Origin of the sequence: Stutzerimonas stutzeri (assembly GCF_038561965.1) — a bacterium.
Classification (GTDB): domain Bacteria; phylum Pseudomonadota; class Gammaproteobacteria; order Pseudomonadales; family Pseudomonadaceae; genus Stutzerimonas; species Stutzerimonas stutzeri_AA.
Window position 1 is genome coordinate 2,645,912 of the sequence record NZ_CP139348.1, and the last position, 12,223, is coordinate 2,658,134.

Sequence of the window (12,223 nt, forward strand, 5' to 3'; positions counted from 1 at the left end):
CCGCCCGGCGTAAAACTTTGAAAACAGCTTCCGGATGCGCGTCCCGAAACACCCAAGGGACCAATGATGAGGGTAAAAACTGTGCTTGAAGCCTATCGCAAACACGTAGAAGAGCGTGCCGCCCAGGGCGTCGTGCCCCAGCCGCTGAACGCCGAGCAAACCGCAGGTCTGGTTGAACTGCTGAAGAATCCTCCGGCCGGCGAAGAAGAATTCCTCGTTGATCTGATCACCAACCGCGTCCCTGCTGGCGTCGACGAAGCCGCCTACGTCAAGGCCGGCTTCCTGTCCGCCCTGGCCAAAGGTGAAGCCTCCTCACCGCTGCTGAGCAAGCAGCGCGCCGTTGAGCTGCTAGGCACCATGCAAGGCGGTTACAACATCGCTACCTTGGTAGAAATGCTGGACGACAGCGAGCTGGCCGCCGTTGCAGCCGAGCAGCTGAAGCACACTTTGCTGATGTTCGACGCGTTCCATGACGTGGCCGAAAAAGCCAAAGCCGGTAACGAGCATGCCAAGGCTGTAATGCAGTCCTGGGCCGATGGCGAGTGGTTCACCAACCGCCCGGCTGTTGCCGAGAAGGTCTCCCTCTCCGTATTCAAGGTGACCGGCGAAACCAACACCGACGATCTGTCGCCCGCTCCCGACGCCTGGTCGCGCCCTGACATTCCGCTGCACGCACTGGCTATGCTGAAAATGGCCCGCGACGGCATCAACCCGGACGTAGCAGGCTCGGTCGGCCCGATCAAGCAGATGGAAGAGCTGAAAGCCAAGGGCTTCCCGGTTGCCTATGTCGGCGACGTGGTCGGTACCGGTTCTTCGCGCAAGTCGGCCACCAACTCCGTACTGTGGTTCTTCGGTGACGACATTCCGAACGTACCGAACAAGCGCGCCGGTGGTTTCTGCTTCGGCACCAAGATCGCCCCGATCTTCTACAACACCATGGAAGACGCTGGTGCACTGCCGATCGAATTCGATTGCAGCAACCTCGCCATGGGCGATGTGATCGACGTCTACCCGTACGCCGGCAAGGTTTGCAAGCATGGTACCGATGAAGTCATCACCACCTTCGAACTGAAGACCGAAGTCCTGCTGGACGAAGTCCGCGCTGGCGGCCGCATTCCGCTGATCATCGGCCGCGGCCTGACCGAGAAGGCCCGCGCTGAAATGGGCTTGGCTCCGTCCACCCTGTTCAAGAAGCCGGAAGCACCGACCGACAGCGGCAAGGGCTTTACCCTCGCACAGAAGATGGTCGGCCGCGCCTGCGGTCTGACTGAAGGTCTGGGCGTACGTCCTGGCACTTATTGCGAACCGAAGATGACCACCGTCGGCTCCCAGGACACCACTGGCCCGATGACCCGCGACGAATTGAAGGACCTGGCTTGCCTGGGCTTCTCTGCCGATCTGGTGATGCAGTCCTTCTGCCACACCGCCGCCTATCCGAAGCCGATCGACGTTAATACCCACCACACCCTGCCGGACTTCATCATGAACCGCAGCGGCGTGTCGCTGCGTCCGGGTGACGGCATCATCCACAGCTGGCTGAACCGCATGCTGTTGCCCGATACCGTGGGTACCGGTGGCGACTCGCACACCCGCTTCCCGATCGGCATCTCCTTCCCGGCCGGCTCCGGCCTGGTTGCCTTCGCGGCCGCCACTGGCGTCATGCCGCTGGACATGCCGGAATCGGTACTGGTCCGCTTCAAGGGCCAGATGCAGCCCGGTATCACCTTGCGCGACCTGGTCCATGCCATCCCCTACTACGCCATTCAGCAAGGCCTGCTGACTGTCGAGAAGAAAGGCAAGAAGAACATCTTCTCTGGCCGCATCCTCGAGATCGAAGGTCTGAACCAGCTGACCGTCGAGCAAGCGTTCGAGCTGTCCGACGCCTCCGCAGAGCGCTCGGCCGCAGGCTGCACCATCAAGCTGCCGGAAGATTCGATTGCCGAATACCTGCGATCCAACATCACCATGCTGCGCTGGATGATCAGCGAAGGCTACGGTGATGCACGCACTCTGGAGCGCCGCGCTCAAGCGATGGAAGCATGGATCGCCGATCCGAAGTTGCTGGAAGCGGACAAGGACGCCGAATACGCAGCCGTGATCGAGATCGACCTGGCTGAAGTCAAAGAGCCCGTGCTCTGCGCGCCGAACGACCCGGACGATGCCCGCCTGCTGTCCACCGTAGCTGGCGAGAAGATCGACGAAGTCTTCATCGGCTCCTGCATGACCAACATCGGCCACTTCCGCGCTGCCGGCAAGCTGCTGGACAAAGTCAAGGGCGGCATCCCGACCCGCCTGTGGCTGGCTCCGCCGACCAAGATGGATGCTCACCAGCTGACCGAAGAAGGCTACTACGGCATCTACGGCAAGGCTGGCGCACGCATGGAAATGCCGGGTTGCTCGCTGTGCATGGGTAACCAGGCTCGCGTACAGACCGGTTCGACCGTGGTTTCCACCTCGACCCGTAACTTCCCGAACCGCCTGGGCGACGCCACCAACGTCTACCTGGCCTCGGCCGAGCTTGCGGCGGTAGCAGCCATCACCGGCAAACTACCGAGCGTCGAGGAGTACATGGGCTACGCGAAGAACATCGACAGCATGGCTGCCGACATCTATCGCTACCTGTCCTTCGACCAGATCGCCGAGTTCCGCGATGCTGCTGAAAAGGCCAAGATCAAAGTCGTCGAAGTCTGATGACGCGATAAGGCAATGAAAAACCCCGCTTCGGCGGGGTTTTTTTATGCTTTGGTTTGCTTCTATACCTGCCTATGCAAGTCGCCGAAGTGACGATCAACGCCCCCCCCGTGTGTTCACTAACAGCAAGCCAGCACTCCCAACGGCGAAGCATCCGGTCATTTACTGTACACCGTGGCGATGAAAGGCACGCAGCAGAGAAACTGCTTTTCTACGGGCAAAAAAAAGCCCGGACTAGCCGGGCTTTTCTAGGAGTAGCTAACTCGGATTACTGAACCTGAGCTTCTACTTCGGCTTCAACGCGACGATTGATCTGACGACCTTCCTCGGTAGCGTTGTCAGCGACCGGACGGGACTCACCGTAACCTACGGAGTTCACGCGACCACCTTGAACACCGTATTCGTTGACCAGAACGTTGCGAACTGCTTCGGCACGACGCTCGGACAGACGCTGGTTGTACTGATCAGTACCAACGGAGTCAGTGTGACCTTCAACGGTGGTGTTGGTCTGCGGGTACTGCTGCATGAAGTCAGCGAGGTTCTTGATATCGCTGTAGCTTTCTTCACGAACGCGCGACTTGTCGAAATCGAACTTGACGTCCAGCTCAACACGTACCAGCTCAGGAGCCGGCTCTGGCTCGGTGTCGACGATCGGAGCCGGGGCCGGCTCTGGAGTCGGCTCGACTGCCGCAACCTGGCGAGCACCGCCACCGAAGTTCAGACCAACACCGACGCCAGCCATCCACTCGCCTTCGTCTGCGTCGATGTTGTACATGCCATCAACGCTGGCTTTAGCAAAGAAGTTCTCGGTGAAGTAGTACTTCAGACCGGTACCAATGTTTGCAAAGGTGCTGCGATCGCGGCCGCCACGGTCAGCCTGACCGATGCTCTGGTGAGCCATACCAGCGGACACGTAAGGACGCAGACCGACACCCGGCGCGCCGAAGTGGTAGGCAGCGTCAAGGGAGGTCAGGCTACCCTTGATGTTCTTGTGGCTGCCATCGTTGACCGGATCCCTGGAGGTCAGGTCATGGTATTCGCCATAGGAAAGACCCAGCGAAACGTCGTCGGTCAGGAAGTAGCTGACGCCAGCGCCGTAGAGCTCGCCGTCACGCTGCACATCACGCGAGCTATCGGTGAAGTAATGCTTACCGAACGCTTCCACCTCTACGGCACCCTGTCCTTGGGCCAGCGCGCTAAAAGAAGTGGCGGCAACCATCGAACCGATAACGACGCCTAAGGTGTTTTTAAGTTTCATCCGTAAATCCCCATCTGGTGGTTAGAATCAGAACAATCTAAGGAAACCGGCTGTCTGTATGCCCAAGCTGTTCGCAAGGTATAAGACAAGTTTCCAGAGTTAAGTTTCAGCTGTATCAGAAAAATTTTCGCGCAGCTTGTCGAGCGCGCGCTTGTAGCGCATCTTCGTCGCGCTTAAACCCATGTGCATAATATCGGCGATTTCCTGAAACTCGAGTTCGGCAACAAAACGCAACACCAATATCTCTCGATCAATTGGATTTACATGCACAAGCCAGCGGTCAAGCCCAGCTTTTTCCTCTGTATTCGGCGTTTTCTCGTCGGACGCCTCTTCTAATGGATCCAAGCTCAATGCATCGAGCAAACGCCTTTTACGGCGCTCTTTGCGATATTGGGTAATACATTCGTTATAAGTGATGCTATATAGCCAGGTCTTGAATTTCGATTTGCCCTCGAAGTTTTTCAGGCCATATAGAACCTTAAGCATTACTTCCTGACAGACATCATCGGCGTCTCGCTCGTTTCCCAAATAACGTGCGCATACATTGAACAAGGTGCGCTGATATCGGCGCATGAGCTCTTCATAAGCACGCGTAACGTGAAAGAGTTCTACATGCGCATGCTGCACCAGCTCTTCATCGGTGAGCTGGCGAGGGTCGTAGCGCGATATGGACGTTGGGGGTTTAGTCAAGACGCTTCGAGCCGGCAGTCAAAGTCTCGGCCGCCATTGTTGGAAACCGGAAAAAGGCGACGTACTTTACCAGAATCCGATGGCTAAAGGCTGCCGACCCGCTGTTCGAGCAGGACTTTGTTGGCGACAGACACCAGCTCGCCCTCATCGGTCAGCAGCAGTGTCTTGACCGTTCCGATCTCTTCAATCTGCCCTTCGATATCCGCCAGACGGACCCGTTGCCCTACTTCATAAAGCTCACGGACATAGATGCCGGCCAAAATCTGACTGACCAGTTCGCGGCTACCCAGGCCAAAGGCCAGCGCCACAGCAAGGCCGACAGTAATCAATACGATGGCAATAACGTAATTGAGGAGCTCGGTTTTGACCTCCAGCTGCCCGATCGCCACCGAGATACTGATGATGATCACCAGGCCCTGCGCGATGCGTGCCAGGCCGTTCGCGTAGTCCAATCCGACACTTTCTGCGGCGCCACGGACAAGACCACTAAGCAACTGCGCCAGGAGCACGCCAGCCAGCAGGATCAATGCCGCACCGAGCACCTTGGGCACGTAGAGGGCCAGCATATCCAGCGTTGCGGATACCCGCTCCAACCCCAGGGATTCGGCCGCCGAAACCAGGAAGATGAGCAGCACGAACCAGTACACCACCTTGCCGATCAGAGCCGAGACAGGAATCCTTACCCCTGCACGGCTGAGCAACTTGGTGAGCCCTGTACCAGCCATCAATCGGTCCAGCCCCACTTTGGCAAGTACTTTGGAGAGCAGCGTGTCGAGAAGCTTGGCCACGATGAAGCCAAGCAGCACAACGACCAGAGCGCCGAATAGCCGGGGAATGAAAGCCGCCACAGACGCCCAAATGGAGCTCATAGCCGCCAGAAAGCTTTGGGTCCAGGGATTGAATTCCATGATCAATCTGCCTTATCGAACGAACAGTTAGGTTTTGCGCGGCGAGAAACTGGAGCTATATGGCCCGAGCCGCTATTGACCGCCATCATCACTGCCTGCAGCCAATGCCCAATCAAGGCGAACAGATCGCCGGCACCGACTTGGCGGTTGGCCGTTTTCAGAACCCGCCCCAGACAAGCATCGTCATCGTGGACAGAAGGCCTGTTGAGCAGGTCGCGCAGGGACTCTTCAAAGGGATCGCGCATGCAAACCTCGCTAAAGTATGTCGGCTAGACGGCTTATGGTCGGCTGCGAGTCACATTTACAGCCAACGCAGGCGGCGCAGCATCCACCACTGTAGCAGTGCGACACTGCCGATCAGCAGACAGGCGACGACGAAACCGTACGGAAAGTCAGCACCGGGGATGCCGCCGACATTGATACCTAAAAGCCCCGTCAGGAAGCTCAACGGCAGGAAAAAGCCGGTAATGATAGCAAGTAGGTACATGGTGCGGTTCATCCGCTCACTGAGCCTACGATGCTCCGACTCAAGCACGAGATTGATCCGTTCCCGGACCATGTCGAGCTCTTCCAGATAACGGATGAGCCGGTTACTGAGTTCGTTCCAGTACTCGGTATCGTCCTCGACGAACCAGCTCAGGCGAGTGCGAGTCAGCTGGCCGTAAAGCTCGCGCTGGGGCAGCAGGAAGCGACGCAGGCTCGCCGCCTGCCTGCGCAACGAGAGCATCGAGTCGTGCTCAGGGGTATAGCGCTCATTACCTTCAAGCGCTTCCTCTTCGGTATCGATTCGCTCTGAAAGCTGCATGACAAGAGCGTCGACGCGATCGGTCATTGCCTCGGCCAGGTACAACAGCAACTCGGAAACCGATTTCGGCCCCCGGCGCTCGGAAAGCAACCGGATCACCACTTCAGTCGAACGCAACGGTCTTAGCCGGAGGGAGATAACCCGCTGGCGGTCGGCAAAGACACGCAGAGAAACCATATCTTCCGGCTCAGCGTCGGGATTCAGATTCACTCCACGCAGGAACAGGGCCAACCCTTCCTGCGGCAGCGTCAGCATACGTGGACGCGTGTTCTCCTCGAGCAGCACATCGCAGGCGAAAGGGCTAAGCCCGCTTTGCCTGCGTAGCCACTCACGCGCTTGCGGCTGGCCGCGATCCCAATGCAGCCAGACACTCTCGTTGGCTGCAAGCTGCAACTCAGCAAGGTCGCTGTAGCCGACCTGTCGCGCGCCACCGCTGCCGTCTAAAACAAAGGCGTGGATCAGGCCGCAATGCTCGCTTTCGGTTTCCCGCATCTATCCGTTCCGTCGTCGCTCATGAAAAGCCCGGCATCGCCGGGCTGAATTGTAATGACAGGCACAACCGTCAACGCGGAGAGTTTACTCCGGCATCGACAGTGGCTCAGGCGAGACGATGATCCCGTTATTGTCGGCATATACGTATTCGCCCGGACGGAACGTCACGCCGCAAAAGGTCACTGCAACGTTAAGATCACCGATGCCGCGCTTGTCGGTCTTCATCGGGTGGCTGGCCAGCGCCTGAACGCCTAACTCCGTCTGCGCCAGGACGTCGACGTCACGAACGCAACCGTAGATAACCAGGCCTTCCCAGCCATTGCGTGCGGCTTTCTCGGCGAGCATGTCGCCCAGCAGCGCACGACGGAGCGAGCCGCCACCATCGACCACCAGCACCTTGCCGGTTCCATCGGTGTCGACTTGGTCCTTGACCAGCGAGTTGTCTTCGAAGCACTTGATGGTCACGATCTCTCCACCGAAGGAATCGCGACCACCGAAGTTGCTGAACAGCGGCTCAACGACCTGTACCAGGTCTGGATAGGCATCGCACAGATCAGGCGTGACGTATTGCATGGGAAGCTCCTTCTGCTTGGAAATTACAACGACATCCAGCGTACAGTCATCTAGCTGCGCATATTAGCCACTAGGCGCAAGAGGCGGAACGGGATTGCCGAACGGAACGTTGTGGGCATCAGCAAAAACGGGGCTTACGCCCCGTTTTCGTTACCGCTTGATCGATCAGATTTCGCGATCGGCGAGGAAGAACCAGGTATCCAAGACCGAGTCCGGGTTCAGGGACACGCTCTCGATGCCCTGCTCCATCAGCCACTTGGCAAGATCCGGATGATCCGAAGGCCCCTGACCACAAATACCGATGTACTTGCCGGCCTTGTTGCACGCCTGGATGGCGTTGGCGAGAAGCTTCTTCACTGCCGGATTACGCTCATCGAACAGGTGGGCGATGATGCCGGAGTCACGGTCCAGACCGAGGGTGAGCTGAGTCATGTCGTTCGAGCCGATGGAGAAGCCATCGAAGAACTCCAGGAACTCGTCGGCCAGCAGAGCGTTGGACGGCAGCTCGCACATCATGATGACCCGCAGACCATTCTCGCCGCGCTTGAGGCCGTACTTGGCCAGCAGGTCGATGACCTGCGAGGCTTCGCCCAAGGTGCGCACGAACGGCACCATCAGCTCGACGTTAGTCAGCCCCATGACGTCGCGAACCTTCTTCATCGCGCGGCATTCGAGCTCGAAGCAGTCACGGAACGAGTCGCTGATATAACGCGAGGCACCACGGAAGCCCAGCATCGGGTTTTCTTCTTCCGGCTCGTACAGCTTGCCGCCGATCAGGTTGGCGTATTCGTTGGACTTGAAGTCCGACAGGCGAACGATGACCTTCTTCGGCCAGAACGCCGCAGCCAGGGTACTTACGCCCTCGACCAGCTTCTCGACATAGAAGTTGACCGGATCGTCGTAGCCGGCAATGCGCTTCTCGACGCTGCTCTTCACATCGGCCGGCAGGCCGTCGAAGTTAAGCAGCGCCTTGGGGTGCACGCCGATCATGCGGTTGATGATGAACTCGAGACGGGCCAGGCCGACACCTTCGTTCGGCAGATGCGCGAAGTCGAAGGCGCGATCTGGGTTGCCGACGTTCATCATGATCTTGAACGGCAGATCAGGCATGGCGTCGATGGAGTTCTGCCGAATGTCGAAGCCCAGCTCGCCATCGAAGATCAGGCCGGTGTCACCTTCGGCACAGGAAACGGTAACGCGCTGACCGTCTTTCAGCAGATCGGTGGCATTACCACAGCCTACGACCGCAGGAATTCCCAGCTCACGGGCGATGATCGCCGCGTGGCAGGTACGCCCGCCACGGTTGGTGACGATGGCGCTGGCGCGCTTCATGACCGGCTCCCAATCCGGATCGGTCATGTCGGAAACCAGCACGTCGCCCGGCTGGACTTTGTCCATTTCGCTGACGTCGTGGATAACCTTGACCGGGCCGGCGCCGATACGCTGGCCAATGGCACGGCCCTCTACGAGGACGGTGCCCTTTTCCTTCAGCAGGTAGCGCTCCATCACGTTGCCGCTGCTGCGGCTCTTCACCGTTTCCGGACGTGCCTGGACGATATAAAGCTGGTTATCGTCGCCATCTTTGGCCCACTCGATGTCCATCGGACGACCGTAGTGCTTCTCGATGGTCATCGCTTGCTTGGCGAGATTGGTCACTTCTTCGTCAGACAGACAGAAACGCATGCGATCCGCCTGGTCGACATCGACGGTCTTCACAGACTTGCCGGCGCTGGCTTCGGCGCCGTACACCATTTTGATCGCCTTGCTGCCCAGGTTGCGGCGCAGGATGGCCGGGCGACCGGCTTCCAGCGTGTGCTTGTGGACATAGAATTCGTCCGGATTGACTGCGCCCTGAACGACGGTTTCGCCCAGGCCGTAGGCACCAGTGATGAACACCACGTCGCGGAAACCGGACTCGGTATCCAGGGTGAACATCACACCGGCGGTACCGGTCTCCGAGCGGACCATGCGCTGCACGCCGGCGGACAATGCGACCAGCTTGTGATCGAAGCCCTGATGCACGCGGTAAGCAATGGCGCGGTCGTTAAACAGCGAGGCGAATACTTCCTTGGCAGCACGGATCACGTTGTCCACGCCACGGATGTTGAGGAAGGTTTCCTGCTGACCAGCAAAGGAAGCGTCCGGCAGGTCTTCCGCGGTGGCCGAGGAGCGAACCGCGACTGCCATGTTGTCGTTGCCACCGGACATTTCGGCGAATGCAGTGCGAATGTCGGCATCCAGTTTTGCCGGGAATTGCGCCTCCATTACCCAGCCGCGAATTTGCGAGCCAGCCTTTGCGAGCGCATTGACGTCATCCACGTCAAGCGCATCGAGAAGCGCGTGGATCTGCTCGTTAAGACCGCTGAGCTCCATGAAATCACGGTAGGCCAGGGCCGTAGTGGCGAAGCCGCCAGGCACCGAAACGCCCGCGCCGGCGAGGTTGCTGATCATCTCGCCGAGGGAGGCGTTCTTGCCCCCTACACGCTCAACGTCATGATTGCCGAGCTTATCGAGGGAAACTACGTACTCTACCAAGGTGATCTCTCCACATTAGTGTTGGAAACTCAACCGGAGCCAGGCCGCACGACTGTGGCCCGACCCTGCAAAATAAGTAACAATGCCCGCCAACCGGGCTCGGCGAAGGGCCTACTATAGCTGGGAACCGTTCTCGACTTAAGGCCCAAGGCACATGAAACGAACTGCTTTCTTCATTTCTGACGGCACAGGCATCACCGCAGAGACCCTGGGCCAGAGTCTTCTGGCACAGTTCGAGAACATAACCTTTACGAAACTGACCCGCCCGTACATAGATACCGCTGAAAAAGCGCGGGCCATGGTACAGCAAATCAATAATGCCGCGGAAAAGGACGGCGCCCGGCCGATCATCTTCGACACGCTGGTAAACCAGGAAATCCGTGACATTCTGGCCGAATCCAATGGCTTCATGATCGACATCTTCTCTTCCTTCCTTGCTCCGCTGGAACATGAGTTGATGTCACGTTCCTCGTATTCCGTTGGTAAATCCCATTCCATCAGCCACAACGCCAATTACATGGAGCGTATCGATGCGGTCAACTTCGCGCTCGATAACGACGACGGCGCCCGCACCCGCTATTACGACAAGGCCGACCTGATTCTCGTCGGCGTATCCCGCTGCGGTAAGACGCCGACTTGCCTGTACATGGCGATGCAGTACGGCATCCGCGCCGCCAATTACCCGCTGACCGAGGACGACATGGAGCGCCTGCAGCTGCCAAGCGTTCTCAAGGAATACAAGGACAAGCTGTTCGGCCTCACCATCGACCCTGATCGTCTGGCTGCCATTCGGCATGAGCGTAAACCCAACAGTCGTTACGCCAGCTTCGCTCAGTGCGAGTTCGAGGTTCGCGAGGTGGAAAGTCTGTTCCGCCGCGAGAACATCAACTACATCAACTCGACCCATTTTTCCGTCGAGGAAATCTCGGCGAAGATTCTGGTGGAGAAAGGCGTCGAGCGTCGACTCAAATAAGTGCCGCTTCGCTAGACAACAAAAAGTCCGCTTGGTGCGGACTTTTTGCTTTTTTCAGCTAGAAGAATTCGCCTCCCGACGCCGAAAGCACATCAGAACGCGTCGCCTGGTACACGCACCCAGCCTTCCATCAATACCCGCGCACTGCGGCTCATGATCGCCTTGGTTACGCTCCATTGGCCCTCGATCTGCTTCGCCTCGGCACCGACGCGCAGCGTGCCGGATGGATGTCCGAAGCGCACGGCCTCGCGCTCACCACCGCCCGCAGCGAGATTGACCAGCGTACCGGGGACTGCCGCCGCCGTGCCGATGGCCACCGCACAGGTGCCCATCATGGCGTGGTGCAGCTTGCCCATGGACAAAGCCCGCACGAGCAGATCGACCTCGCCTGCCTCAATGGTCTTTCCAGAAGAGGCCCGATAGCTTTTCGGCTGGGAAACGAAGGCGACCTTCGGCGTGTGCTGGCGGGTCAGTGCTTCGTCTGCGGTCTTGATCAAACCCATACGCAGCGCACCGGCCACACGAATCGACTCCAGGCGCGCCAATGCTTCAGGGTTGCCATTGATGTCCTCACGCAGCTCGGTGCCCTGGTAGCCGATGTCCTCGGCATTGACGAAGACCGTCGGGATTCCCGCGCTGATCATGGTCGCCTTGAACGTGCCGATGCCGGGTACTTCCAACTCGTCGACCAGGTTACCGGTAGGAAACATCGAGCCGCCCTCCTCGCCATCATCGGATGGATCGAGGAACTCGAGCACGATCTCGGCAGCCGGGAACGTCACGCCATCCAGCTCGAAGTCGCCAGTTTCCTGCACCTGGCCATCCGTGATAGGCACGTGGGCGATGATGGTCTTGCCGATGTTGGCCTGCCAGATGCGCACCACACAGGTACCGTTCTGCGGAATGCGTTCTGCATCCACCAAACCGGCATGCAGCGCGAACGCACCGGCGCCAGTCGAAAGGTTGCCGCAGTTACCGCTCCAGTCGACGAAGGGCTTATCGATCGATACCTGGCCATACAGGTACTCGATGTCGTGATCAGGCCGAGTGCTTTTCGACAGGATCACGCATTTGCTGGTGCTGGACGTGGCGCCACCCATGCCATCAATGTGCGCCGAATAAGGATCAGGACTGCCGATCACGCGCATGAACAGCTTGTCGCGTGCAGCGCCCGGTAACTGGCAGCTTTCCGGCAGGTCCTGCAAGCGAAAGAACACGCCCTTGCTGGTGCCGCCACGCATGTAGGTCGCGGGAATTCTGACCTGGGATACATGAGCCATGGGAACCTCGCCCTCATG

Annotated in this window: 10 protein-coding genes; 2 read left to right on the plus strand and 8 right to left on the minus strand. The window is 58.7% G+C overall.

Features of this window, described 5'->3' with window-relative positions:
- The first annotated feature begins 81 nt into the window (after positions 1 to 81).
- Complete coding sequence (acnB, locus tag SM130_RS11920) at positions 82 to 2,691, plus strand: bifunctional aconitate hydratase 2/2-methylisocitrate dehydratase (protein WP_102825832.1); 2,610 nt, start codon at positions 82 to 84, stop codon at positions 2,689 to 2,691.
- 268 nt (positions 2,692 to 2,959) lie between these two features.
- Here acnB and SM130_RS11925 read toward each other — a convergent pair whose 3' ends face one another.
- The 7 genes from SM130_RS11925 to ppsA form a co-directional block, all read right to left on the minus strand.
- The gene (locus tag SM130_RS11925; RefSeq protein ID WP_102825831.1) at positions 2,960 to 3,949 is read right to left on the minus strand and encodes an OmpA family protein; all 990 of its coding nucleotides are present in this window, start codon (positions 3,947 to 3,949) and stop codon (positions 2,960 to 2,962) included.
- 99 nt (positions 3,950 to 4,048) lie between these two features.
- A complete protein-coding gene (gene sigX / locus SM130_RS11930) occupies positions 4,049 to 4,639 on the minus strand; it encodes an RNA polymerase sigma factor SigX (protein ID WP_102825830.1) in 591 nt (196 codons plus the stop codon).
- 83 nt (positions 4,640 to 4,722) lie between these two features.
- Positions 4,723 to 5,547 (minus strand): mechanosensitive ion channel family protein, encoded by an 825-nt coding sequence (locus SM130_RS11935; RefSeq protein ID WP_102825829.1) that lies wholly within the window; start codon positions 5,545 to 5,547, stop codon positions 4,723 to 4,725.
- Between the two features lie 2 nt (positions 5,548 to 5,549).
- Positions 5,550 to 5,792, minus strand: a complete 243-nt coding sequence (locus SM130_RS11940; RefSeq protein ID WP_102825828.1) for a CrfX protein — start codon at positions 5,790 to 5,792, stop codon at positions 5,550 to 5,552.
- 56 nt (positions 5,793 to 5,848) lie between these two features.
- Positions 5,849 to 6,844 carry a zinc transporter ZntB gene (locus tag SM130_RS11945; protein ID WP_102825827.1) on the minus strand — a complete coding sequence of 332 codons (996 nt, stop codon included), beginning with the start codon at positions 6,842 to 6,844 and terminating at the stop codon, positions 5,849 to 5,851.
- A gap of 84 nt (positions 6,845 to 6,928) precedes the next feature.
- Complete coding sequence (gene rraA, locus SM130_RS11950) at positions 6,929 to 7,417, minus strand: ribonuclease E activity regulator RraA (RefSeq protein ID WP_102825826.1); 489 nt, start codon at positions 7,415 to 7,417, stop codon at positions 6,929 to 6,931.
- A gap of 165 nt (positions 7,418 to 7,582) precedes the next feature.
- A complete protein-coding gene (ppsA, locus tag SM130_RS11955) occupies positions 7,583 to 9,952 on the minus strand; it encodes a phosphoenolpyruvate synthase (RefSeq protein WP_102825825.1) in 2,370 nt (789 codons plus the stop codon).
- A gap of 154 nt (positions 9,953 to 10,106) precedes the next feature.
- Here ppsA and ppsR point away from each other — a divergent pair, with 154 nt between their 5' ends.
- Positions 10,107 to 10,925: a posphoenolpyruvate synthetase regulatory kinase/phosphorylase PpsR gene (gene ppsR, locus SM130_RS11960; RefSeq protein ID WP_102825824.1), complete on the plus strand. Its 819-nt coding sequence runs from the start codon at positions 10,107 to 10,109 to the stop codon at positions 10,923 to 10,925.
- A 92-nt stretch (positions 10,926 to 11,017) separates the two neighbouring features.
- On the opposite strand, the gene prpF is transcribed toward ppsR, so the two are convergent.
- On the minus strand, positions 11,018 to 12,205 hold the full coding sequence (gene prpF, locus SM130_RS11965; protein ID WP_102825823.1) for a 2-methylaconitate cis-trans isomerase PrpF: 1,188 nt from the start codon (positions 12,203 to 12,205) through the stop codon (positions 11,018 to 11,020).
- Between the last annotated feature and the right edge of the window lie 18 nt (positions 12,206 to 12,223).

What these genes read in the sequence shown, in the direction of transcription:
- SM130_RS11925 (WP_102825831.1), bottom strand. Translation starts at nt 3,949, where the DNA reads ATGAAACTTAAAAACACCTTAGGCGTCGTTATCGGTTCGATGGTTGCC.
- SM130_RS11935 (WP_102825829.1), bottom strand. Translation starts at nt 5,547, where the DNA reads ATGGAATTCAATCCCTGGACCCAAAGCTTTCTGGCGGCTATGAGCTCC.
- SM130_RS11940 (WP_102825828.1), bottom strand. Translation starts at nt 5,792, where the DNA reads ATGCGCGATCCCTTTGAAGAGTCCCTGCGCGACCTGCTCAACAGGCCT.
- SM130_RS11945 (WP_102825827.1), bottom strand. Translation starts at nt 6,844, where the DNA reads ATGCGGGAAACCGAAAGCGAGCATTGCGGCCTGATCCACGCCTTTGTT.
- rraA (WP_102825826.1), bottom strand. Translation starts at nt 7,417, where the DNA reads ATGCAATACGTCACGCCTGATCTGTGCGATGCCTATCCAGACCTGGTA.
- ppsR (WP_102825824.1), top strand. Translation starts at nt 10,107, where the DNA reads ATGAAACGAACTGCTTTCTTCATTTCTGACGGCACAGGCATCACCGCA.
- prpF (WP_102825823.1), bottom strand. Translation starts at nt 12,205, where the DNA reads ATGGCTCATGTATCCCAGGTCAGAATTCCCGCGACCTACATGCGTGGC.